This is a genomic window from Pseudomonas flexibilis (assembly GCF_000806415.1).
GTDB lineage: Bacteria > Pseudomonadota > Gammaproteobacteria > Pseudomonadales > Pseudomonadaceae > Serpens > Serpens flexibilis.
Map to the genome: position 1 here is coordinate 477680 of NZ_JTAK01000001.1, position 23874 is coordinate 501553.

General features: G+C 66.9%; 20 protein-coding genes and 2 pseudogenes. 14 read left to right on the forward strand and 8 right to left on the reverse strand.

The window, feature by feature from the left end:
- Window positions 1-9 precede the first annotated feature (9 nt).
- The gene (locus PT85_RS02360; protein ID WP_052237598.1) at window positions 10-1695 is read right to left on the reverse strand and encodes a cytochrome D1 domain-containing protein; all 1686 of its coding nucleotides are present in this window, start codon (window positions 1693-1695) and stop codon (window positions 10-12) included.
- A 239-nt stretch (window positions 1696-1934) separates the two neighbouring features.
- On the opposite strand from PT85_RS02360, the gene PT85_RS02365 reads away from it, so the two are divergent.
- The 7 genes from PT85_RS02365 (at window position 1935) to PT85_RS02395 (ending at window position 8958) form a co-directional block, all read left to right on the forward strand.
- Window positions 1935-2714 (forward strand): CbbQ/NirQ/NorQ/GpvN family protein, encoded by a 780-nt coding sequence (locus PT85_RS02365; protein ID WP_234702662.1) that lies wholly within the window; start codon window positions 1935-1937, stop codon window positions 2712-2714.
- Window positions 2698-3297: a cytochrome c oxidase subunit 3 gene (locus PT85_RS02370; RefSeq protein WP_039605825.1), complete on the forward strand. Its 600-nt coding sequence runs from the start codon at window positions 2698-2700 to the stop codon at window positions 3295-3297. Before PT85_RS02365 ends, PT85_RS02370 begins: the two co-directional genes overlap by 17 nt.
- A gap of 9 nt (window positions 3298-3306) precedes the next feature.
- Entirely contained in the window at window positions 3307-3555 is a 249-nt protein-coding gene (locus PT85_RS02375; protein WP_027589859.1) for a cytochrome C oxidase subunit IV family protein, read from the forward strand.
- 825 nt (window positions 3556-4380) lie between these two features.
- Window positions 4381-4914, forward strand: a complete 534-nt coding sequence (locus tag PT85_RS02380; protein WP_039605826.1) for an REP-associated tyrosine transposase — start codon at window positions 4381-4383, stop codon at window positions 4912-4914.
- Between the two features lie 223 nt (window positions 4915-5137).
- The gene (locus PT85_RS02385; protein ID WP_027590186.1) at window positions 5138-5578 is read left to right on the forward strand and encodes a c-type cytochrome; all 441 of its coding nucleotides are present in this window, start codon (window positions 5138-5140) and stop codon (window positions 5576-5578) included.
- A gap of 3 nt (window positions 5579-5581) precedes the next feature.
- On the forward strand, window positions 5582-7000 hold the full coding sequence (locus PT85_RS02390; protein ID WP_027590185.1) for a cbb3-type cytochrome c oxidase subunit I: 1419 nt from the start codon (window positions 5582-5584) through the stop codon (window positions 6998-7000).
- Window positions 7001-7107: 107 nt separating this feature from the next.
- On the forward strand, window positions 7108-8958 hold the full coding sequence (locus tag PT85_RS02395) for a nitric oxide reductase activation protein NorD (protein WP_039605827.1): 1851 nt from the start codon (window positions 7108-7110) through the stop codon (window positions 8956-8958).
- Window positions 8959-9256: 298 nt separating this feature from the next.
- Here PT85_RS02395 and PT85_RS02400 read toward each other — a convergent pair whose 3' ends face one another.
- Complete coding sequence (locus tag PT85_RS02400; protein ID WP_027590183.1) at window positions 9257-10054, reverse strand: hypothetical protein; 798 nt, start codon at window positions 10052-10054, stop codon at window positions 9257-9259.
- A 169-nt stretch (window positions 10055-10223) separates the two neighbouring features.
- On the opposite strand from PT85_RS02400, the gene aroC reads away from it, so the two are divergent.
- The 4 genes from aroC to PT85_RS02420 all read left to right on the forward strand — a co-directional run bounded on the left by aroC (window position 10224) and on the right by PT85_RS02420 (window position 13679).
- Window positions 10224-11315 (forward strand): chorismate synthase, encoded by a 1092-nt coding sequence (aroC, locus tag PT85_RS02405; RefSeq protein WP_039605828.1) that lies wholly within the window; start codon window positions 10224-10226, stop codon window positions 11313-11315.
- Window positions 11316-11377: 62 nt separating this feature from the next.
- Window positions 11378-12544 (forward strand): MFS transporter, encoded by a 1167-nt coding sequence (locus PT85_RS02410; protein ID WP_027590181.1) that lies wholly within the window; start codon window positions 11378-11380, stop codon window positions 12542-12544.
- Window positions 12545-12563: 19 nt separating this feature from the next.
- The gene (locus PT85_RS02415) at window positions 12564-13109 is read left to right on the forward strand and encodes a hypothetical protein (RefSeq protein WP_039605829.1); all 546 of its coding nucleotides are present in this window, start codon (window positions 12564-12566) and stop codon (window positions 13107-13109) included.
- 114 nt (window positions 13110-13223) lie between these two features.
- Window positions 13224-13679: a Smr/MutS family protein gene (locus PT85_RS02420; protein ID WP_039605830.1), complete on the forward strand. Its 456-nt coding sequence runs from the start codon at window positions 13224-13226 to the stop codon at window positions 13677-13679.
- Here the strand turns inward: PT85_RS02420 and PT85_RS02425 are convergent.
- Window positions 13676-14566: a DNA-3-methyladenine glycosylase family protein gene (locus tag PT85_RS02425; RefSeq protein ID WP_039605831.1), complete on the reverse strand. Its 891-nt coding sequence runs from the start codon at window positions 14564-14566 to the stop codon at window positions 13676-13678. The two genes, PT85_RS02420 and PT85_RS02425, sit on opposite strands and share 4 nt — an antisense overlap.
- 873 nt (window positions 14567-15439) lie before the next feature.
- On the opposite strand from PT85_RS02425, the pseudogene PT85_RS18435 reads away from it, so the two are divergent.
- Together PT85_RS18435 and PT85_RS18440 are read left to right on the forward strand one after the other, a co-directional pair.
- Window positions 15440-15814: pseudogene (locus PT85_RS18435) on the forward strand (HAMP domain-containing protein); the annotation flags it as partial.
- A gap of 339 nt (window positions 15815-16153) precedes the next feature.
- A pseudogene (locus PT85_RS18440) lies at window positions 16154-16669 on the forward strand (methyl-accepting chemotaxis protein); the annotation flags it as partial.
- 105 nt (window positions 16670-16774) lie between these two features.
- Here PT85_RS18440 and PT85_RS02435 read toward each other — a convergent pair.
- The 4 genes from PT85_RS02435 to PT85_RS02450 all read right to left on the reverse strand — a co-directional run bounded on the left by PT85_RS02435 (window position 16775) and on the right by PT85_RS02450 (window position 20841).
- Window positions 16775-18118 carry a short-chain fatty acid transporter gene (locus tag PT85_RS02435; protein WP_027591680.1) on the reverse strand — a complete coding sequence of 448 codons (1344 nt, stop codon included), beginning with the start codon at window positions 18116-18118 and terminating at the stop codon, window positions 16775-16777.
- Window positions 18119-18242: 124 nt separating this feature from the next.
- Entirely contained in the window at window positions 18243-19421 is a 1179-nt protein-coding gene (locus PT85_RS02440) for an acetyl-CoA C-acetyltransferase (protein WP_039605833.1), read from the reverse strand.
- 50 nt (window positions 19422-19471) lie between these two features.
- Entirely contained in the window at window positions 19472-20128 is a 657-nt protein-coding gene (locus PT85_RS02445; protein WP_039605834.1) for a CoA transferase subunit B, read from the reverse strand.
- 14 nt (window positions 20129-20142) lie between these two features.
- On the reverse strand, window positions 20143-20841 hold the full coding sequence (locus PT85_RS02450) for a CoA transferase subunit A (protein WP_027591677.1): 699 nt from the start codon (window positions 20839-20841) through the stop codon (window positions 20143-20145).
- Window positions 20842-20965: 124 nt separating this feature from the next.
- On the opposite strand from PT85_RS02450, the gene PT85_RS02455 reads away from it, so the two are divergent.
- Window positions 20966-21856 carry a LysR family transcriptional regulator gene (locus tag PT85_RS02455; RefSeq protein ID WP_027591676.1) on the forward strand — a complete coding sequence of 297 codons (891 nt, stop codon included), beginning with the start codon at window positions 20966-20968 and terminating at the stop codon, window positions 21854-21856.
- Between the two features lie 190 nt (window positions 21857-22046).
- Here PT85_RS02455 and betA read toward each other — a convergent pair whose 3' ends face one another.
- Window positions 22047-23714, reverse strand: coding sequence for a choline dehydrogenase (gene betA, locus PT85_RS02460; protein ID WP_039562694.1), 1668 nt, complete (start codon window positions 23712-23714; stop codon window positions 22047-22049).
- Window positions 23715-23874: the final 160 nt, after the last annotated feature.

The window sequence follows — 23874 nt, forward strand, 5'->3', positions numbered from 1 at the left end:
GGCAGGCGATCAGTACACGTCGTGCATCGTGTTGAAGACGTTGAACTTGCCGGTGGGCGTGACGATCTCCGGATCGGTGATCACGCGCTTCACCTTCAAGGTCTTGTCGTCGTACACGACGATGGCGGACTGGTCGGTCTTGCCTCCCCACAGGGAGATCCACACCTCGTCGCCGGCCACGTTGTACTCCGGCTGCACGGCGCGGCGGATCGCCTTGCTCTCCGGCAGGCCGGAGTCCTTGGCGACGTTGAGCTGCTTGGGTGCCTTGTTCAGATCGTTCATGTCGAACACGTACACCGACTCGGCCACTTCACGCTCCGGGTTCATCGGCGCATCCGCCCAGAAGTGCTTGGACTTCGGGTGGGTCTTGACGAACAGGTTGCCGGCGCCCGGCATCTTCAGCTCCTGCACCACCTTCCAGTTGTGCTGCTTGTACTGGGCGTACTTCTTCTCCTCGGACGGCGTGGAGATCAGCGAGACCACGTCATCGCCCAGGTGGCCGGTGGACCATACCGGACCGAACTTCGGGTGCACGAAGTTGGCGCCGCGACCCGGGTGCGGGATCTTCGCGGTATCCACCAGCGCGGCCAGCTTGCCGGTCTTGGTATCCACCGCGGCGACCTTGTTGGAGGCGTTGGCGGCGACCATGAAGTAGCGCTTGGAGGCGTCCCAGCCGCCGTCATGCAGGAACTTGGCGGACTCGATGGTGGTGGTCTTGAGGTTCTTCAGGTCGGTGTAGTCCACCAGCAGGATCTGCCCGGTTTCCTTCACGTTGACCACCCACTCGGGCTTGATCATCGAGGCGACGATGGAAGCCACGCGCGGTTCCGGGTGGTACTCGCCGTCCACGGTCTGGCCGCGGGTGGAGACGACCTTGATCGGTTCCAGGGTCTCGCCGTCCATGATCGAGTACTGCGGCGGCCAGTAGGTGCCCCCGATCAGGTACTTGTCCTCGTAGCCCGCGAACTTGGAGACGTCCACCGAACGGGCGTCGGAGCCCAGGCGCACGGTGGCGACCGTGGTGGGTTCCTCGAACCACATGTCGATGATGGTGGTCAGGCCGTCGCGGCCAACCGTATAGACGTAGCGGCCGGAAGCCGACAGGCGCGAGATGTGCACCGCGTAACCGGTGTCGAGGATCTTCCAGATCTTGTGGGTGTCCCCGTCGACCAGCGCCAGCTTGCCCGCGTCACGCAGGGTGATGGCGAAGACGTTCTTCAGGTTCACCTTGTTCATCTGCTTCTTCGGACGCTGGTCCACCGGCACGATCAGCTTCCAGCTGTCCTTCATGTCCTGCAGCGAGAACTCCGGCGGTACGTCCGGGGCGTTCTGGATGTAGCGGGCCATGAGGTTGATTTCATCCTTGGTCAGGATGTCGTCGTAGTTCACCATGCCGCCTTCGGTGCCGTAGGCGATGATGTTTTCCAGGCGCTTGGTGCCCAGCTTCAGGGTGCCGCCTTCCAGCTTGCTGCCGTCGGCCTGCACCTTCTCCCAGTGCGGCTCCAGGTTCTTGCCGGTGGCGCCCTTGCGCAGCACGCCGTGACAGCCGGCGCAGCGCTCGAAGTAGATTTTCTTGGCGGCTTCCTTCTCGGCCGCGGTCATGGCAGGTGCCGACGCCTGGGCGACACCCAGGCTCAGCAGGGAAAGGCTGGCGAACAGACCAGCCAGTAAGGGTCTTGCTACGGTGCTCGACATCGACATGTTCTTCTCCTTGTTGGAGCGCGTTGGCAGCTCCATGTAGAACGACTGCGTTTGCCACCGGGACCTTCTTGTTGGCAGGGCCGATCCTAGAGAGAGGCATCTGACGAGACGCTTGACGACAATCAAGAGGGGGCTCGGAAACCCTTGAGCGTGACGCCTTGTCGCGGGTAGGTTGCGGCCATGACCTACCGCATCGCTGAGGTATTTCCGTGAATGCAATCGAGAAGCCGGAGCTGAGCACGGCGCCCTTCTACCAGGCGCTGGGCAACGAGGTGGCACTGTTCGAGCAGGCCTGGAAGCAGGGGCTGCCGGTGCTCATCAAGGGGCCGACCGGTTGCGGCAAGACCCGCTTCGTGCAGCACATGGCGCACCGTCTGGGGCTGCCGCTGTATACCGTGGCCTGCCATGACGACCTGTCCGCCACCGACCTGGTCGGTCGCCACCTGATCGGCGCCGAGGGCACCTGGTGGCAGGACGGCCCCCTGACCCGCGCGGTGCGCGAAGGCGGCATCTGCTACCTGGATGAAGTGGTCGAGGCGCGCCAGGACACCGCCGTGGTCCTCCACCCGCTGGCCGACGACCGCCGCGAGCTGTATCTGGAGCGCACCGGGGAAACCCTCAAGGCGCCGCCCGGCTTCATGCTGGTGGTGTCCTACAACCCCGGCTACCAGAACCTGCTCAAGGGCATGAAGCCGTCCACCCGCCAGCGTTTCGTGGCCATGCGTTTTGACTACCCGAGCGAGGCCGAGGAAATCCGCATCGTGGCCAGCGAGTCCGGGGTGGACGAGTTGCTGGCGGCGCGCATCGTCAAGCTTGGCCAGGCGCTGCGCCGGCTGGAGCAGCACGATCTGGAGGAAGTGGCCTCGACCCGTCTGCTGATCTTCACCGCCAGCATGATCAAGGCCGGCCTGACGCCGCGCGAAGCCTGCCTGGCGTGCCTGGCCGAACCGCTGTCGGATGACGCGCAGACCGTGGCGGCGCTGATGGATGTGGTCGATGTCCATTTCGACTGATCCGGCCGTGCTGTCCGCCGGGGTGGCCCGCCGGCTGCCCGGCGACCTGGCGATGTGGATCTTCATCCTCGCCGAGCTGGCGGTGTTCGGCATCCTGATCCTCGCCTTCGCGGTCACGCAGATGCTGCATATCGATCTGTTCCGCGAAAGCCGCCTGGCGCTGGACAGCTCCACCGGCCTGGCGCTGACCCTGGGGCTGTTGACCTCGGGGCTGTTCGCCGCCCTGGCGGTGGAGCAGGTGCGCGGCGCACGCCAGCATCGGGCCGGTTGGCTGCTGCTGGCCGCGCTGGTCTCGGCGGGCGTGTATGTGGTGCTGAAACTGCAGGAATACGGGCATCTGGCCGGACTGGGTTACGGACTGGAATACAACACCTTCTTCACCCTGTACTGGCTGCTGACCGGCTTTCACTTCCTGCACGTGCTGCTGGGCATGCTGATCCTCGGCTACATGGCCAACCGCTGCCGCATCGGCGCTTACGCGCCCGGGACCTCGCGCAGCGGACTGGAATCCGGGGTGCTGTATTGGCACATGGTGGACCTGGTGTGGGTGCTGCTGTTTCCGCTGGTCTACCTGTTGGGCTGAGGAGGGCGAGTGAGCGCGTCGAAGACATTGCTGATCTGCTGGCTGGGACTGGTGCTGCTGTCGGTGGGCACCGTGGCCCTGGGAGGCCTGGGAACCAGCCTGGCCCTGGCCGGCGGCATGCTGGCGGTGGCGCTGGGCAAGGCCTGGCTGATCACCGACGGCTTCATGGAGTTGCGTCACGCCCCGTTGTTCTGGCGGGTCCTGCTGTTCGGCTGGCCGCTGGCCATGGCCGGTGGGGTGTGGCTCACGTTGTTGTAAGGGGTTCCTTTGTAGGGGTTGGGCCGGCGCAAGCCGGCCTTTTTTTGTCTCACATGCCGCAGAACAAACGTAGGGCGGACAACGCTTCACCTGTCCGCCATCTGCGGCGCCGGGCCGGTACCTGGGCTGGCGGACAAGAACAACGTTGTCCGCCCTACGCCGGCCGGGCGGGCGATACCGGTGAACGAACGTAGGGCGGACAACGCTCCACCTGTCCGCCGCTGCGGCGCCGGGCCGGTACCTGGGCTGGCGGACAAGAACAACGTTGTCCGCCCTACGCCGGCTGGGCGGGCGATACCGGTGAACGAACGTAGGGCGGACAACGCTCCACCTGTCCGCCATCTGCGGCGCCGGGCCGGTGCCTGGGCTGGCGGACAAGAACAACGTTGTCCGCCCTACGCCGGCTGGACGGGCGATACCGGTGAACGAACGTAGGGCGGACAACGCTTCACCTGTCCGCCATCTGCGGCGCCGGGCCGGTACCTGGGCTGGCGGACAAGAACAACGTTGTCCGCCCTACGCCGGCCGGGCGGGCGATACCGGTGAACGAACGTAGGGCGGACAACGCTTCACCTGTCCGCCGCTGCGGTGTCGGGCCGGTACCTGGGCTGGCGGACAAGAAAACGTTGTCCGCCCTACGCCGGCTGGGCGGGCGATACCGGCGAACGAACGTAGGGCGGACAACGCTTCACCTGTCCGCCGCTGCGGCGCCGGGCCGGTGCCTGGGCCGGCGGACAAGAGCGACGTTGTCCGCCCTGCGCTGGACAGCCCCCGTTTCGTTATCCATAACCATCGTCCGAATGCGGACCCTCATGGACGAGACGAATGCCCAATTACCGCCGTGCCCGGGTGGCGGGTGCGAGCTACTTTTTCACGGTCAATCTGCGGGATCGCCGTTCGGATCTTCTGACGCGGCATGTGGATTTGCTGCGAGATGCGGTACGGGTGACCCGCAACCGTCATCCGTTTGAAATCGATGCCTGGGTGGTCCTGCCCGATCACATGCACTGCCTGTGGACACTGCCCGCTGGCGATTCTGATTTTGCGCTGCGCTGGAAGGTGCTCAAGGCACGCTTTTCCCGCCGTCTGCCGGCGAGCGAAGCGCCTGCCGTGGCCAACCTGCGCGGCCGCGAACGAGGGATCTGGCAGAGGCGCTATTGGGAACACCTGATCCGCGACGAGGAGGATTACCGCCGCCACGTGGATTACATCCATATCAACCCGCTCAAGCACGGTCATGTCGGGCGCGTGGCGGATTGGCCCTATTCCACGTTTCACCGGGCGGTGCGCGAGGGGCTTTATACGGCCGACTGGGCGGGCGGGTCGATCACGGACATCCCCAACACCGGAGAACCGTAGGGCGGACAACGCTTCACCTGTCCGCCGCTGCGGTGTCGGGCCGGTGCCTGGGCTGGCGGACAAGAACGACGTTGTCCGCCCTACGCCGGCTCTACGGCGGACTACCGGGCGTCAGTCTGGCCGAATGCCTGACCAATTCATTTGGGCTTCTTGATTGCCATCAAGCAGGATCGAAAGGGGCGGTTCCTAGAATGGCCATGCCAAGCCAACAGGAGGCGTCACGATGTCAGAGACCTTCACAAAGGGCATGGCCAGGAACATCTACTTTGGAGGAAGTCTTTTCTTCATCCTGGTGTTCCTGGGCCTGACCTACCACACAGAAAAGGAAATACCAGAGCGCACCAACGAGTCGGAAATGACCGAAGCGGTGGTGCGCGGAAAACTGGTCTGGGAGCAGAACAACTGCATCGGCTGCCACACGCTGCTGGGCGAGGGTGCGTACTTCGCGCCGGAGCTGGGTAACGTGTTCGTCCGCCGCGGGGGTGAAGAAGCCTTCAACAGCTTCCTGCATGCCTGGATGAAGGCCCAGCCGCTGGGTGTTCCGGGTCGCCGTGCGATGCCGCAGTTCAACCTCACCGAGCAGGAAGTGAACGATATGGCGGAGTTCCTCAAGTGGACTTCGAAGATCGATACCTTCAGCTGGCCGCCGAACAGGGAGGGTTGATCCATGAACCTCTTGAACCCGCATTTGAAATTCCAGTCGCAGAAGGTTGCGCTGCCGTACTTCGTGTTCGCCATGATCCTGTTCGTGGGCCAGGTGCTCTTCGGCCTGATCATGGCCACCCAGTACGTCATCGGTGACTTCCTGTTCCCGGCCATTCCGTTCAACGTGGCGCGGATGGTGCACACCAACCTGCTGATCGTCTGGATCCTGTTTGGCTTCATGGGCGCCGCCTACTACCTGATTCCGGAAGAGTCCGACCGCGAGCTCTACAGCCCGAAGTTGGCCATGATCCTGTTCTGGGTGTTCGCCGTCGCCGGCGTGCTGACCATCCTGGGCTACCTGCTGGTGCCCTATGCCGGCCTGGCCAAGATGACCGGCAACGAGCTGCTGCCGACCATGGGACGGGAGTTCCTCGAGCAACCGACGATCACCAAGATCGGTATCGTCATCGTCGCCCTGGGCTTCCTGTTCAACATCGGCATGACCATGCTCAAGGGCCGCAAGACCGCCATCAACGTGGTCATGATGACCGGTCTGATCGGTCTGGCCGTGCTGTTCCTGTTCTCCTTCTACAACCCGGAAAACCTCACCCGTGACAAGTTCTACTGGTGGTGGGTGGTGCACCTGTGGGTGGAAGGCGTGTGGGAACTGATCATGGGCTCGATGCTGGCCTTCGTGCTGATCAAGATCACCGGCGTGGACCGCGAAGTCATCGAGAAGTGGCTGTACGTGATCATCGCCATGGCCCTGATCACCGGCATCCTCGGCACTGGTCACCACTACTTCTGGATCGGCGCACCGGGTGTGTGGCTGTGGCTGGGTTCGATCTTCTCGGCCCTGGAACCGCTGCCGTTCTTCGCCATGGTGCTGTTCGCCTTCAACATGGTGAACCGCCGTCGTCGCCAGCACCCGAACAAGGCTGCTTCCTACTGGGCCATCGGCACCACGGTGACGGCGTTCCTCGGCGCGGGCGTGTGGGGCTTCATGCACACCCTGGCTCCGGTGAACTACTACACCCACGGCACCCAGCTCACCGCCGCCCACGGCCACCTGGCCTTCTACGGCGCCTACGCGATGATCGTCATGACCCTGATGTCCTACGCCATGCCGCGCCTGCGTGGCCTGGGCGAGGCACCCAGCGCTCGTGCGCAGAGTGTCGAGCTGTGGGGCTTCTGGCTGATGACCAGCGCCATGTTGCTGATCACCCTGCTGCTGACCGCCGCCGGCGTGGTGCAGGTCTGGCTGCAGCGCATGCCTGCAGACGGCGCCGCCATGTCGTTCATGAACACCATGGACCAGCTGGCCGTGTTCTTCTGGCTGCGTCTGGTCGCCGGTGTGATGTTCCTGGTCGGCCTGGCCTGCTACCTGCTGAGCTTCCGCCAGCGGGCCGAGGCTACGGTACAGGCTCCGGCCACGGCCTGAGTGACGCGTTGAGGTAAGGCAGGGCGGCCCGGCTGGAACAGCGGGCCGCCCTGTGGCGTTTCAGGGGCGATCGTTCGCCTCGTCAAGCAACACAAGAGGATTCTTTCATGGCCTTCAGCGTTGAAGTCGAAGAGTGGGTCGGCGGCATCTGGCACCGTTTCATCACGCGGCGTGCCAGCCCGGAATTCCCCGAAGCCCGGGTGGAACTGGCCGACATGCAGCGCTCGCTGGCCGTGCTGTTCCGCGCCTTGGGTGGGGCCAGCGGTGTCGAGCTGGCGGCCGCCAGCGCCCGCGAACTGCTGCTGCGCCGCAGCCTGCTGCAACAGGTGGCCGGCACCTGCCAGCAGGCCCCCGTGGCCTGGTGCGACCCCGGCAACCTGCGCCTGCCGGCCAGCCTGGCGGTGTTCCCGGATGTGGCGCTGAACCGCGAGTTGTACCGCTGGCTGGCGCTGCTGGCCGCCCACGCCGGACCGATGCGCCACTGGGGTCGCGACAATCAGCGCTGGACCGCCGAACTACTGGAACGCTACCCGGCCCTGCGCAAGCGCTACCAGCGTCTGGTGGAAGCCATGTTGCCGCTGCGCCCCGCCCCGGAACAGATGCCTGCCGAGGAGGCGGCGCTGGAGCGCGCCCTGCGCCAGGCGCTGCGCCAGCCCGGCAGTGTGGATAAATTCCCGCGCAGCGAGCGCTCGCCCTGGCCGTTGCCGTTGTGGCTGTATCCGCCGCAGCGCCTGGACGACCCGCAGGCCGCCAGCCTGGAGGACAGCGAGGAGGAAGAAGGCGTCGGCCTGAAGCCGCCGAGCGAGGAAGGCAAGGCGCCGCGCAAGCGTGCCGAGCGGGTCGAGGAAAACACCGGCAAGGGTGGCCTGCTGCTGTTTCGCCTGGAGAACCTGTTCAGCTGGTCCGAGCACGTCGACCTGGACCGCTGCGGCGACGACACCGAAGACCTGGACGCCGCCCGCGTGGCCGACGATCTGGATCACCTGTCGGTGTCGCGCAAGCGCTCCAGCAAGGGCGGTGGGCTGAAGCTCGACCTTGACCTGCCCTCCGCCGAAAACGACGACGTGCCGTTCGGCGAGGGCATCCGCCTGCCCGAGTGGGACTACCGCAAGCAGGCGCTGGTCGAGGATTACGTGCTGCTGCAGCCGATGCTGCCGCGCGACGCCGAGCCGAAGAGCCTGCCGCTGCACCTGGCGCCGCTGGCGCGCCGCCTGCGCCGGCAGTTCGAGCACCTGCGCAACGACCGCCAGTGGCTGCGCCAGCAACCCCAGGGCAGCGAACTGGACCTGCAGGCCTGGCTGGATTTCCACGTCGAGCGCGTACACGGCCAGTGCGTCGAGCGCGGCCTGTTCATGGACATGCGCCAGAGCCGCCGCGACCTGGCCTGCCTGCTGCTGGCCGACCTGTCCATGTCCACCGACGCGCACCTGGACGACGAACACCGGGTCATCGACCTGATCGTCGATAGCCTGCTGCTGTTCGGCGAGGCGCTCAGCGCGGTGGGCGACCCGTTCGCCCTGTACGGCTTCTCCTCGCTGCGCCGCAACCAGGTACGCCTGCAGGAATTGAAGACCTTCCGCCAGCGCTACGACGACACCACGCGTGGGCGCATCCAGGCGCTGCGGCCCGGATACTACACGCGCATGGGGGCGGCGATCCGCCAGGCCAGCCGCACGCTGGCGGCGCGGCCGCAGAAGCGCAAGCTGCTGCTGCTGGTCACCGACGGCAAGCCGAACGATCTGGATCTGTATGAGGGCCGCTACGGCGTGGAAGATACCCGCCAGGCGGTGATCGAAGCGCGGCGCATGGGCCTGCTGCCGTTCTGCATCACCATCGACCGCGAGGCCGGTGACTACCTGCCGTACATGTTCGGGGTGAACGGCTTCACGCTGATCCACGACCCGAAACAGCTGCCGTTCCGCTTGCCGCAGCTGTATCGGCAGCTGACCCAACCGTAGGCGGGACTGCAGCGTAGGGCGGACAACGTTGTTTTTGTCCGCCAGGCGGCAGCTGGCCCGGGCGTTGCGGCGGGGTACGCGACGGCGGACAGGTGAAGCGCTGTCCGCCCTACCGCTGAGCCCGGGCACCGCTCACCGCGAGGCCGGCGATGTACCGGCAGTAGACCAGCCATAGGCGGGACTGCAGCGTAGGGCGGACAACGTTGTTTTTTGTCCGCCAGGCGGCGGTTGGCCGGGCGTTGCGGCGGGGTACGCGACGGCGGACAGGTGAAGCGCTGTCCGCCCTACAGGGCACCGCTTACCGCGTGGCAATCCAGATCAGCAGCCCCGCCTGGAACAGCGCAAACGCCACCAGGCAGGTGACGGTGAAGCGCAGGCCGCTGTCTTCGCGCTTGAGCCAGGTGATGCGTTCCTCGTGCTTGCGGATCAGCGCTTCCTGATCGCGCAGCTGGGTGTCGGCCTGTTCCAGCATGGCGGCGCAATCCAGCTCGTCGAGCACCTGGACCTTGTCCGGGTTCCACTCGGCCTCCAGCTCGCTGACCCGCTTGGCCCCGTAGGTGGCGCGCAGTTGGCCCTCGTCCGGGTACAGCACCTCGAAACCCTGCTGGCGCAGCGCATGGTCGCGGCGCAGGCGGGCGTCCTCGCTGAGCATGTTGCGATAGGGCAGGTCGCCGGACTTCACCGCGTAGTGCGACCACTTCTGCTGCGCCCACTCGATGGCCTGGGCCAGCAGGAAACGTCCCAGGCCACGGTTCGGCGGGTCGATCTGCAGCGGCTCGAAGCGCATTTCCTTCTGCTGGTGATCCAGCCAGACATCCAGGCGGTTCTGGTCCTTCTTCAGCGACTGGCCGGGCAGCTCGACGCTCAGGCGCAGCAGGCTTTCCTTCTGGCTGTGGCGCTCAATGCGCGAAAACTGCGCAAAGCGCAGCGGCCGCGCGCCGGTGGCCCGGTCGAAAGGCTGCGGATACAGGCGCAGCAGACAGTAGGGCTCGGGCGCCAGCAGTTCCCAGGGATGGCCCTGGGGCGCCTGCGCGTCCGGCTCGGCCGGAGCGGCCGCCTGCTGTTCGGGTTGTTCGGGAGTGTGTGTGTCGGTCATCGGAAGGCCCACAGACTATCTGCACCGCAGTTATCGGCAGAAGGTCGGCAATCTGCAGTGGTTTTTTTGCAGAACCCGATGGAGTTGGCAGTCCGCAACGGGCAGCCTCGCAGGCGGGCTCTCGGGTATACTGCCGGCCTTTTCCAGAGGCTGATCGCGGAGCATCAGGATGTCCGGCAATACCTTCGGCAAGCTGTTTACCGTTACCACCGCCGGCGAGAGCCATGGCCCGGCCCTGGTGGCTATTGTCGATGGCTGCCCGCCGGGGCTGGAGCTGTCGCTGGACGACCTGCAGCGCGACCTGGATCGCCGCAAGCCGGGCACCAGCCGCCACACCACCCAGCGTCAGGAAGCCGATGAAGTCGAGATCCTCTCCGGCGTGTTCGAAGGCAAGACCACCGGCTGCCCGATCGGCCTGCTGATCCGCAACACCGACCAGAAGTCCAAGGACTACTCGGCCATCCAGGACCTGTTCCGCCCGGCCCACGCCGATTACACCTACCACCACAAGTACGGCATCCGCGACTACCGTGGCGGCGGCCGCAGCTCGGCCCGCGAGACCGCCATGCGCGTGGCTGCCGGCGCCATCGCCAAGAAGGTCCTGGCCAAGCTGGGTGTTCAGGTGCGTGGCTACATGAGCCAGCTCGGCCCGATCGAAATTCCCTTCAAGACCTGGGACGCGGTGGAGCAGAACGCCTTCTTCTGCCCGGACCCGGACAAGGTGCCGGAGCTGGAGGCCTACATGGACCAGCTGCGCCGCGACCAGGATTCCGTGGGCGCCAGGATCACCGTGGTCGCCGAGGGCGTGCCGCCGGGCTGGGGTGAGCCGATCTTCGACCGCCTGGACGCCGAGCTGGCCCACGCGCTGATGAGCATCAACGCGGTGAAGGGTGTGGAGATCGGCGACGGCTTCGCCGCCGTCGCCCAGAGGGGCACCGAGCACCGCGACGAACTGACCCCGGAGGGTTTCCTCTCCAACCACGCCGGCGGCATCCTCGGCGGCATCTCCAGCGGCCAGCCGATCGTCGCCCATCTGGCACTCAAGCCCACTTCCAGCATCACTACGCCGGGTCGCTCCATCGATGTGCATGGCAAATCGGTCGAGGTGATCACCAAGGGCCGCCACGATCCGTGCGTGGGCATTCGCGCCACGCCCATTGCCGAAGCCATGATGGCGCTGGTGCTGGTGGATCACCTGCTGCGCCACCGTGCCCAGAACGCCGAGGTGAGCGTCTCCACCCCAGTGTTAGGACAACTCTGAACCTGAGTCCGCGAGCCTGAAGCCGGGTAAGCGACTCCGGCTCGCACATTCGGCTGAAGGCTATGGATTCCGCGCTCCCGTATTGGCGTCTCTCCGGTTTTTATTTCGCGTACTTCGCCCTGCTCGGGGCGACCGCGCCGTTTCTCTCGCTGTATTTCGCCCACCTCGGCTTTTCGCCCGCGCGCATCGGTGAACTGGCGGCCATTCCGCTGCTGATGCGCTGCCTGTCGCCCTTCGTGTGGGGCTGGCTGGGCGACGTCACCGGGCGTCGGCTGGCGATCGTGCGCCTCGGCGCGGTCTGCACGCTGCTGGCCTTTGCGCTGATCCTGTTCGACAAGAGCTTCATGTGGCTGGCCATGGTCATGGCCCTGCATGCCTTCTTCTGGCACGCCATCCTGCCGCAGTTCGAGGCCATCACCCTGGCCCACCTGCGCGAACGCCCAACCTTCTATAGCCGCGTGCGCCTGTGGGGCAGCATCGGCTTCATCGTCGCGGTGGTGGCCCTGGGCTGGCTGTTCGACTGGTTGAGCCTGGACAGCTTCCCCGCCGCCATGCTGGTGATCATGCTGGCCATCGTCGCCACCGCCTGGCGCGTGCCGGACGCCGCACCGTCCCCCAGCAGCGACACCACCGTGCAGCTGGGCTTCTGGAAACTGCTGTGGAAACCCGGCGTGCCGGCGTTCTTCCTGTGCGTGGTGCTGATGCAGGCGTCCCACGGCCCGTACTACACCTTCCTGACCATCCACCTGGAAAACCTCGGCTACCCGCGCGGCACCATCGGCCTGATCTGGGCACTGGGCGTGGTGGCGGAAATCGGCGTGTTCATGGTGATGGCGCGCATCCTCGACCGCTTCTCGCTGCGCCGCGTGCTGATGTTCAGCATGTTGCTCGCCGCCGTGCGCTGGCTGCTGATGGGTTACCTGGCCCAGGAACTGTTCGTGCTGCTGACTGCACAGCTGCTGCACGCCGCCAGCTTCGGTTGCTTCCATTCCGCTGCCGTGCACTTCGTGCAACGCGCCTTCGGTATCCGCCACCTGGGCCGCGGCCAGGCCTCCTATGCCACCGTGTCCGGTATGGGCGGCGCCCTGGGTGCCCTCTATGCGGGGTACAGCTGGAGCGCCCTGGGTGCCGGCCCCACGTTCCTGATCGCCAGCACCGGCGCGGCGCTGGCCGCTTTCATCATCGCCAAGCGCCTGAAGGAAACCCCGCACAGCGCCCCGCCGGTCTGATTTACCAAGAGAGAGTTCGATGAGTGTTCTGAGCGTTTACAGCGTCGCCATCCCCGAAGTGCCGAGCAAGATGCTCATCCACGCCGACGACATCGCCGCCACCCTGGCCGACGTGGGCGTGCGCTACCAGCAGCGCGATATCAAAGGCGACGCACGCCCCGGCGCCAGCGAAACCGAGGGGCGCGCCGGCTACGGCGCACTGCTGCAAGACGTCGCCGGCGAACTGAACCTGCCCGTGCAGGAAATCCTCAGCCTGGAACGGGACAGCGAACAGACCGCCGAACTCAACGCCCGTTTCGCCAACGAACAGATCCTGGCCGCCGAACAGGCCTGGCTGTTCCTCGGCGGCCGCGCACTGGTCAGCCTGCATATCGGCAACGAAGTGTTCGCCTTCCTCGGCGAGCGCGGCGATCTGCTGAGCGTGCCCAAGGGCGTGGCGCACTGGGTGAGCCTGGGGGACGAGCCGCATTGCCTGGCGGTGCGATTGGCGCCGGAAGGTATTGCGCCGGAAGAAACCGGCGAGACGATCGCTGGGCGGTTTTTTGGGGTGGAGCATTACTGCTGAATAGGCCAGCCATGTAGGGCGGTCGGCGCTTTCCCGGCCGCCGTGCGCACCGCGCCGGCGGCCAAGAACCACGTTGTTGACCTTTAGGTTTGTACAACCGCTGCCGGAGCCGGAATGCATCGCGCCTACCTCGACACCGAATTCACCGACCTCAATCCCTACACCTACAAGCTGATCAGCCTGGCCCTGGTCGTCCCTGGCGGCCCTGAGTTCTATGTCGAACTCACCGACCACTGGGTCGAGGCCGAGTGCTCGGACTTCGTGCGCGAGATCGTCTTGCCGCAGTTGGATCTGAATGTCCACGGACGTACTGTGGATCAGGCGCGAACCGAGCTGCGGGCGTTCCTGCTGGCGCTCGGGCCGGTCGAGATCGTCAGTGATGCGGTGATGTGGGACTGGCCATTACTGGTATGGCTGGCCGGCCCCGAAGGCTTGCCGGACGGGGTGACGGCGGGGCGGATCAGCAGCGATATCGAGTTCGATGATCTGGGCTATGAGCCACCCCACCATGCGCTGCAGGATGCCCGCTTCCTGGCTGAGCTGGTGGGCGGCCTTGCGGAGTTTCCTTAGCCACCGCCCGCATACCGCTCCCACAGATAAACCGCCGCATACGCCCGCCACGGCCGCCAGGCCTCGGCGCGCGCCTTCAGCTCCCGCGCACTGATCCCGCCCGGCCCCCACGCCGGCGACTTGAGCAGGCCCAGGTCGGCGACGGGGAAGGCATCCACCGCGCCGAAGCCGCGCAGCGCGATGTACTCGGCGGTCCAGGGGCCGATGCCGGGCAGGGCGCAGAGGCGTTCGACCAGCGCGTCGGCGCCATCTTCCATGTGCAGCGAAAAGCTGCCATCGGCCACGGCGGCGGCCAGGCGCTGCAACGCCAGCACCCGTTTGGCGGGCATGCCGATGGCGGACAGGTCGGCGCTGGCGAGCTGTTCAGGTGTGGGAAAGAGTCGCTGCGGGCCATCCTCCGTGGGCGCATCCGCCAGCGGCTCGCCGAGCCGCGCCACCAGCCGGTTGGTGATGGTCACGGCCGCCTTGACGGTGACTTGCTGGCCGATGATGGCGCGCACGGCCTGCTCGAACGGATCGAATGCCGCGGGCAGGCGCAGGCCGGGGGCGCTGGCCACCAGCGGCCCGAGCACGGCATCGGCGGAGAAATGCGCAGTGATGGCCTGCGGGTCGGCATCCAGATCGAACATGCGCCGCACCCGGGTGACCAGCGCGGCGCTGGCGGGCATGGCGGACGGACTGATCCGCAATTCCAGGGCGTTCATTTCCGGCAGCGGACGCACCGCAAACCAGCCGGTTACCGAACCGATGCGCAGGCTGCGCCAATAGCCGTTGGCATTGAGTGCTTCCACGCCAGGCAACAGGCGCAGGGCGAAGTGACGCTGGAACTGTTGCCAGTCCCAGGGCGGCAGGAAGGGGAGGTGGAGAAGGCCGGTGGTGCTGTTCATGTGCGGAGCTTAGCGCCCTTTTGACGCCAGAAAATAACTGTCTGGCTCGCTATTCAGTTTCCTTACGTCCCAGCGATAACCCTGCAAATCAAAAGGCCATTACGGCTTCGAATCTCAGGGAGTAATTCGATGGGTTGGCAGGGTTTGGCGCTGCGCACGCGCCTGTTTGCGGTTTCCTCGCTGGTGCTGGTGCTCACGGTGTTGCTGGTGGTGGGCTTCCAGTCGTATCTGACCAGCAAGGATCAGCTGCGCCGGCTGAAGGAGCAGGAACTGCCGGGGCGCATGCAGACCATCGCGGCAGGCATTCGCGGTCAGCTCACGCTGGCCATCAACGGTTCCGAGGCGTTGGCCAACAACGTGTTCATCCAGGACTGGGCGCGCGCCGGCGCGCCGCTGGATCGCCTGCCCGACATGCGCCGGGCCATGGACCAGACGCTGAAAGCCCTGGGCGCCAACGCGGTGTTCATGGCGGTGCGCACCCCGGATGGTGGCGTGCGCTACCACCATCTGGAAGGCAATAAGCTGCAGTGGCGGCCGATGTCGGAAGGCAATGCCGACGACGGCTGGTATTTCGAGTACCTCAAGCGCAACACCCCCTACGAGCTGAACCTGGACACCAACGCGCTCGGTTCCCAGGGCCTGCAGATCTTCGTCAACTACCGCAGCGCGCAGACCGACGACCAGGGCCGTCCGTTGCTGGTGGCCGGCGGGGCGATGAACATGGAACAGCTGGCCAGCATGATCCGCAACTACCGCTTCGGCGAGTCCGGCCAGGTGATGCTGGTACAGCCGAGCGGGCTGGTGGATATCCACCCGGATGCCCGCCAGGCCGGCAGCCTGGACCTCTCCAGCCAGTCGGGCTTCCGGGCGCTGATGGCCAACGACTGGCTGAAGGTGCGCGATCAGGGGCTTCATATCCTGCAGATAGAGCTGGCTGGCCAGCCGGCCTTCGTCGGCGCGCTGCACCTGCCGGATCTGCAGCGTTACCTGGTGGTCACCCAGCCGGTGCGCGACACCGTGGCCGGCATCACCGCCAACCGCCGCCTTACGCTGGGGGTGGGCCTGGCGCTGCTGGTGCTGGGCCTGCTAGTGCTCTATCCGCTGGCCGGCCGCCTGACCCGCCCGCTGGACGACCTGCGCAGGCAGCTCAAGCGCATCAGCGACAGCCTGCAACTGGACCAGCCGCTGCAGACCCGGGATCAGGCGGAGATCGGCGAGATGTGCGCCCAGCTGAACCAGTTCCTCGGCCGGCTGCGCGAGACCCTCGGCGCGGTACGCCAGACCAGCGATGCGGTGCAGGGCATCACCCGCGAGCTGGAAGTGGGCGCCGTGCAGGCCACCCAGGCGTTCCATGATCAGCAGGCGACCTTGCGGGTGGTCAACCAGGATCTCGATCATCTGAGCCAGAGCGTGCACAGCATCGCCGGGCACGCCGGTGAAGCGGCGGAGTCGTCCGACCAGGGCAGCCGCCTGCTGGAGCAGGCCCATCGGCAGATCGATGCCAGCCATGCGGCGATCACCCGGCTGACCGAGGACATGCAGGCCAACATCGAGCAGTTGCAGGTGCTGCAGACCCACAGCGGCGAGATCACCCATGTGCTGGAGGTGATTCGTGGCATCTCCGAACAGACCAACCTGCTGGCGCTGAACGCGGCCATCGAGGCGGCACGGGCCGGGGAGCAGGGCCGTGGATTCGCCGTGGTGGCCGACGAGGTGCGCGCCCTGGCGCAGCGCACGCAGAGCTCGACCACCGAGATCCAGCAGACCACCGACCTGCTGCGCCAGGCCTCCAACCAGATGGCCGAGCGCATCACCGAGAGTGCGCAGAGCACCCAGGAAGGCATGCAGCAGCTGGCGCAGGCGCGCCATGAGCTGGGCCAGTTGCAGACCGGCCTGCAGCGGGTGTTCCAGATGAACCGCTCGATCGCCGAGGCCACCGAGGAGCAGAACGCATCCGTGGCCGACACTCATCGCAGCCTGCAATCGCTGGCCGACCAGGGCCAGCAGGCGGTGGTGATGGCCGAGCAGGCCACCGCCGCCACCAAGCGCCTGGCGGTGCTGATTCGCGAGCTGCATGTGCGCACGCAGCGGTTTCGCTGCTGAAAGCACAGCGTAACTGAAGCCGCTCCACGGTCCGTAGGAGGGGCTTCAGCCGCGATGAGGGATGCACCGGGGTTGCGCCCCGGTGCAAGGAGGTGCGGCCGGCGATCAGGTCAGGAAGTAGAACGCGCCGCAGATCACCACGCCCGAGTACAGCAGCATCATCAGGCAGTAGCCCATGATGTCGCGGGCGCCGAGGCCGACGATGCCGAGCAGCGGCAGCGCCCAGAACGGCTGGATCATGTTGGTCCAGGCGTCGCCCCAGGCGATGGCCATGGCGGTCACGGTGGGCGAGACGCCGAGGGCCTGGGCGGCCGGCAGCATGATCGGGCCCTGCACTGCCCACTGGCCGCCGCCGGAGGGCACGAACACGTTGACCACGCCGGCGCTGAGGAAGGCCAGCAGCGGGAAGGTGTCCGCCGAGGACCAGGAGATGAACGCCTCGGTGATCTGCCGGCCGAGCGAGATGCCCTCGGCGTTGGCGCCCATCATCATGCCCATGATGCCGGCGTAGAAGGGGAACAGCAGGACGATGCCGCCGATGCCGCGCACGCTCTCGTCCACCGCGCGCATGTAGCGCTCCGGGGTTCCGTGCAGCAGCAGGCCGCAGAACAGGAAGATGGCGATCACCACGTCCAGGCCGAGCACGAAGCCCTTGCTGCTGAAGTGGTTGAACAGGTAGATGGCCGCCAGGGCGACCAGCGCAAGGCCGAGGATGCGGCTGTCATCCAGGCGCTGCGCCGGGGTTTCCCGGGCCGGCTGCTCGGCGCGCGCTTCCACCAGCTTGGCCGGGTCGGCCACCTTGGCGTCCTGGCGCGGGTGCATGGCGCGGTTGAGCAGCGGCAGGCCGATCACCAGCAGGGCGACGATGGTCAGGTTCAGCGGGCTGAACAGCGACTCGGTGATGCTTACCGGACTGGTGAGCACACCGGCGGTCATGCGCGCCAGGTCGGGGCCACCACTGGCCATCGACAGCGGGATCGAGCCGGCCAGGCCGCCGTGCCAGACCAGGAAGCCGGAGTAGGCCGAGGCCACCAGCAGCGGGTAGTCGACCCCCTGCACCTGGCGGGCCAGGGCGCGGGCGAACACCGCGCCGATCACCAGGCCGAAGCCCCAGTTGACCCAGCAGCCGACCAGCGCCACCAGGGTGACCATGATGATGGCCTGCCCGGGCGTGCGGGCCATGCCGGCCAGGCGGTCGAGCTGACGGTTGACGATGGGAGCGCTGGCCAGGGCATGGCCGGTGACGAAGATCAGCGCCATCTGCATGGCGAAGCCGAGCAGGGTCCAGAAGCCGCCGCTCCAGTGTTGCACCATGCGTGGCAGGGATTGGTCGGTGGAGAGCATGCCGGCGATCAGCACGGCAAGGGTGAGCAGTGCGGAGAATACGAAGGGTGAGGGCAGGTAGCGCTGCACCAGACCCACGCTCATGCGGGTGAGGGTGTTGAACATGAGTGACGCCTCTTTCTTATGTTTGTTGGGCTTTATCGGTCGGGCGCGGTAACGCCCAGGGGGGCGGCGCGGGTATGCCGCAGCCCGGCGGTCACGCCGGGCGCTTACAGGTCTCCTTTGGAAATCAGCGTTCGATGGCCAGCGCCACGCCCTGACCGCCGCCGATGCACAGCGTGGCCAGGCCCTTGCGGGCGTCGCGGCGAAGCATTTCGTGCAGCAGGCTGACCAGGATGCGGCAGCCGGAGGCGCCGATGGGATGGCCCAGGGCGATGGCGCCGCCGTTGACGTTGACCTTGTCGGCGTCCCAGCCGAGGGCCTGGCCGACGCACAGCGCCTGGGCGGCGAAGGCTTCGTTGGCTTCGATCAGGTCCAGGTCGGCCAGTTGCCAGCCGGCCTTCTCCAGGCAGCGGCGGGTGGCCGGCACCGGGGCGTAGCCCATGATCGCCGGGTCGACGCCGGCGCTGGCGTAGGCGGCGATGCGCGTCAGCACCGGCAGGCCGAGGGCCTGGGCCTTGGTGGCGCTCATCAGCAGTACGGCGGCGGCGCCGTCGTTGAGGCTTGAGGCGTTGCCGGCGGTGACGCTGCCGTCCTTCTTGAAGGCTGGCTTGAGTCTGGCCAGCGCCTCGGCCGTGGTGCCGGCGCGCGGTTGCTCGTCGCGGGCGAAGACCAGCGGCTCACCCTTGCGCTGTGGAATCGACACCGGGGTGATCTCGGCATCGAAGCGGCCGGCTTCGATGGCGGCCAGGGCCTTCTGTTGCGAAGCGGCCGCAAAGGCGTCCTGGGCCTCGCGGCTCAGGCCGTACTGCTCCACCAGGTTCTCGGCGGTGATGCCCATGTGGTAGTCGTTGAAGGCGTCCCACAGGCCGTCGAGGATCATGCTGTCCTGCAGCTGGGCATGGCCCATGCGCAGGCCGGTGCGCGCCTTGGGCAGCACGTAGGGCGCCTGGCTCATGTTTTCCATGCCGCCGGCGATCACCACCTCGGCGTCGCCGCAGCGGATCGCCTGGGCGGCCAGGTGCAGGGCCTTGAGGCCCGAGCCGCAGACCTTGTTGAGGGTCAGTGCCGGGACTTCGTGGGGCAGGCCGGCCTTCAGCGCGGCCTGGCGGGCGGGGTTCTGGCCGGCGCCGGCGGTGAGCACCTGGCCGAGGATCACTTCGTCGACCTGGGCCGGGTCGAGGCGGGTCTGCTCCAGCAGACGGCGGATGACGAGGGCGCCAAGCTCCGGGGCGGGAATCTCGGCGAGGCTGCCCTGGAAGGTGCCGATGGCGGTACGGGTGGCGGCGACAATGACAACGTCTTGCATGGGAACTCCTGACATGCGTCCGGGGCGCCGAAACGGGCCCCGGGGAGGGTTCAGAACTGCATTTCCGGGACCTGGTCCGGCACGATCAGTTTACCGGCGGTCTTGGCGACGATTTCCTCGATGCTCACTCCCGGCGCGCGCTCGCGCAGGATGAAGGCGCCGTTGTCGATTTCCAGCCAGGCCAGGTCGGTGAGCACGGTGCGGATGCAGCCGGCGCCGGTCAACGGCAGGCTGCAGCGTTCCAGCAGCTTGGACTCGCCGTCCTTGGAGGCGTGGGTCATCACCACGATGATGTTCTCGGCGCCGGCCACCAGGTCCATGGCGCCGCCCATGCCCTTGACCAGCTTGCCGGGGATCATCCAGGAGGCGATGTTGCCCTGCACGTCGACCTCGAAGGCGCCGAGCACGGTCAGGTCCACATGGCCGCCACGGATCATGGCGAAGGAGTCGGCGGAGTCGAAGATCGCCGCGCCGGGCAGCGCGGTGACCGTCTGCTTGCCGGCGTTGATCATGTCGGCGTCCAGCTCGGCCTCGGTGGGGAAGGGCCCCATGCCGAGCAGGCCGTTCTCCGACTGCAGCAGCACCTGCATGCCTTCGGGCACGTAGTTGGCCACCAGGGTGGGGATGCCGATGCCGAGGTTCACGTAGTAGCCGTCGCGCAGTTCGCGCGCCACACGCTGGGCCATCTGTTCGCGGGTCAGTGCCATGGCGATTTCTCCTCTCAGCCGCGCAGCGTGCGTTTTTCGATGCGTTTTTCGAAGGTGCCCTGGATCAGGCGGTCCACGTAGATGCCGGGGGTGTGGATCTGCGCCGGGTCCAGCTCGCCGGGTTCGACGATCTCTTCCACTTCCACCACGGTGATGCGTCCGGCCATGGCGGCCAGCGGGTTGAAGTTCTGCGCGGTGTGGCGGTAGATCACGTTGCCGTAGTGGTCGGCCTTCCAGCCCTTGACGATGGCGAAGTCGCCCTTGATGGCGCGTTCGAGGATGTAGTGACGGCCGTCGAACTCGCGCACTTCCTTGCCCTCGGCGACCGGGGTGCCGTAGCCGGTGGCGGTGAAGAACGCGGGAATGCCGGCGCCGCCGGCGCGCAGTTTTTCGGCCAGGGTGCCTTGCGGGGTGAGTTCCACTTCCAGTTCGCCGCTGAGCAGTTGCTGCTCGAACAGGGCGTTCTCGCCGACGTAGGAAGCGATCATCTTGCGGATCTGCCGGTCTTCCAGCAGCACGCCGAGGCCGAAGCCGTCCACGCCGCAGTTGTTGGAGACCACGGTGAGGTCGCGCACGCCGCGGCGGCGGATCTCGGCGATCAGATTCTCGGGAATGCCACACAGACCGAAGCCGCCGGCCAGCACGGTCATGCCGTCCTGCAGGCCATCGAGGGCTTCCGCATAGCTGCCTACGCGCTTGTCGAGTCCACTCATTCTTGGGTGCCTCTTGTTGTTGTTGGGAGGGCAGGGGCGCTGCCAAGCGTGCGCCCAAGCTTCGGTGCTGGGGTGTTATTTGTTAAGTTTGTTTTTCCTCGCCATTGATCAGGAAAACAAAACAATGACCGTCAAGCAGCTGCGCGCCTTCCTCGCCGTGGCGCAGACCCTGAGCTTCGCCCAGGCCTGCGAACGCCTGCACCTGTCGCAACCGGCGCTGAGCCTGGCGATCAAGAACCTGGAGCAGTCGCTGGGCGGCCAGCTGCTGGTGCGTACCACCCGGAGTGTGGCACTCACCCCGGAGGGCGAGACCCTGCTGCCCATCGCCACGCGCCTGCTGGCTGATTGGGACAACGCCGAGGATCTGCTGCGCCAGCATTTCACCCTGCAGCTCGGCCGCGTGGCGCTGGCGGCCATGCCGTCGTTCGCCGGCAACCGCCTGCCGGCCGCGCTCAAGGCGTTTCGCGCCGCCCATCCACGGGTCGGGGTGACGGTGCACGACGTGATCAACGAACAGGTGCTGGAGATGGTGCGCGACCGTCGCGTGGAACTGGGCATCGCCTTCGAACCGGCCACCCTCGATGGCCTGCAGTTCACACCGTTATATGACGACCGCTTTGTCGCCATGGTGCCGGCGCACAGCCCGCTGGCCGGGCTGAAGCGGCTGAGCTGGGCGCAGTTGCTCGGCGAGCCGTTCATCACCCTGCAGCGGCCCTCGGCGGTGCGCCTGCTGCTCGAGGACAGCATCATCGCCCGCCACGGCAAGCTGCCGGTGGCGTTTGAGAGCCATCAACTGGTCACGGTCGGGCGCATGGTCGCCGAAGGCCTCGGCGTGAGCGCGGTGCCGAGCCTGTGCCGGGAGCAGATGGAGGAACTGGGCGCGCGCTGCCTGCCGCTCGATGAACCGCAGGTCACCCGCCGCATCGGCCTGCTGCACCTGGCCGGCCACCAGCTTTCCAAGGCCGCGCTGGCGCTGAGCGACACCCTGATCCGCCAAGCTAAAGGCCCGGCGTAGGACGTGCGCGGCGCGTTCGGCCGCCGAAGCCAGCGTAGGGCGGACAACGTCGTTCTTGTCCGCCACTCCAGCCCCCGGCCCGGCGCGCAGCGGCGGACAGGTAAAGCGTTGTCCGCCCTACCTTCTGTGAAGGCGGTCGGTGCTTTTCCGGCCGCCGAAGTGCATATCGCCCGGAACGACGTTGTCCTCCCTACAAGCGCCGCGCCGGGGCATCCCCGGCCACGTAGTACGCGGCGCTGCTGCGCGGCAGCGGTTCGCGGCCACGGATGCGGTCGGAGATCTTCTCAGCCAGCATGATGGTGGTGGCGTTCAGGTTGCCGGTGATGATGCGCGGCATCAGCGAGGCGTCCACCACGCGCAGCCCGGACAGGCCGTGCACGCGGCCCTGGCCGTCGGTCACCGCCAGCGCGTCGCTGCCCATGCGGCAGGTGCCGCAGGGGTGGAAGGCGGTTTCCGCCCGGTCGCGCACGAAGTCGTCCAGCTCCCGGTCGCTCTTCAGGTCCACGCCGGGGCTCAGCTCGCGGCCCCGGTAGGGGTCGAGGGCCGGCTGGGCCATGATCTCGCGGGTGATGCGGATCGCCGCGCGGAATTCCTCCCAGTCCTGGGCGTGGCTCATGTAGTTGAACAGGATGCTCGGATGCTGGCGCGGGTCGCGGGACCGGGCGCTTACCCGGCCGCGGCTCGGCGAACGCATGGAGCCGACGTGGGCCTGGAAGCCGTGTTCCTTCACCGCGTTGCTGCCGTTGTAGTTGATGGCCACCGGCAGGAAGTGGAACTGGATGTTCGGCCAGGCGAAGGATTCGTCGGTGCGGATGAAACCGCCCGCCTCGAACTGGTTGCTGGCGCCGATGCCGCTGCCGGCGAACAGCCACTGGGCGCCGATGGCCGGCTGGTTCCACCACTGCAGCGCAGGGTACAGCGACACCGGCTGCTTGCAGGCGTACTGCAGGTACATCTCCAGGTGGTCCTGCAGGTTCTCGCCGACGCCGGGCAGGTCGAGCACCAGCGGCACGTCCAGGTCGCGCAGCAGCGGCGCCGGGCCGACGCCGGAACGCTGCAGGATCTGCGGCGAGGCGATGGCCCCGGCGCACAGCAGCACCTCGCGGCGGGCGCGGGCCTGTTCCGGCTGGCTGGAATTGCCGCGCAGGTAGGCCACGCCGCTGGCGCGCAGGCCGTCGAACAGGATGCGCTCGGTGAGGGCGTGGGTGCGGATGGTCAGGTTCGGCCGCTGGCGAGCCTGGTCCAGGTAGCCGCGCGCGGTGCTGGCGCGCCGGCCGTTGGGCGTCACGGTGCGGTCCATCGGCCCGAAGCCTTCCTGGCGGTAGCCGTTGAGGTCGTCGGTGCGCGCGTAGCCGGCCTGCTCGCCGGCTTCGACCATGGCATGGAACAGCGGGTTGTTACCGGCCTTGGGCGTGCACACCGACACCGGGCCGCTGTCGCCGTGGTAGTCGTTGGCGCCGCTGTCGCGGGTCTCCGCCTTGCGGAAGTAGGGCAGGCAGTCGAGGTAGCTCCAGTCTTCCAGGCCGGGTTCCTGGGCCCAGTGGTCGAAGTCCAGGGCGTTGCCGCGGATGTAGCACATGCCGTTGATCAGCGAGGAACCGCCCAGGCCCTTGCCGCGTCCGCATTCCATGCGGCGGTGGTTCATGTGCGGCTCCGGGTCGGTCTCGTAGGCCCAGTTGTAGCGCCGGCCCTGCAGCGGGTAGGCGAGGGCGGCGGGCATCTGGGTGCGGAAGTCCAGGCGATGGTCCGGGCCGCCGGCTTCCAGCAGCAGCACGCTGACCTCGGGGTCCTCGGTCAGGCGCGTGGCCAGCACGTTACCGGCCGAACCGGCGCCGATGATGATGTAGTCGAATTCCATGGGAACTGCCTTTCCTCGAGACGGTGGCCATGGCATTGACGGCCACCTACGGTGAAGTGATTGCGCGGGCCTGGCGGTCGGCGCTTTTCCGGCCGCCCGGGCGGCTTGCACGGGCCCCGGGCTTGCATGGCCTTGGGCTTGCTCGGGCCTTGGACTTGCC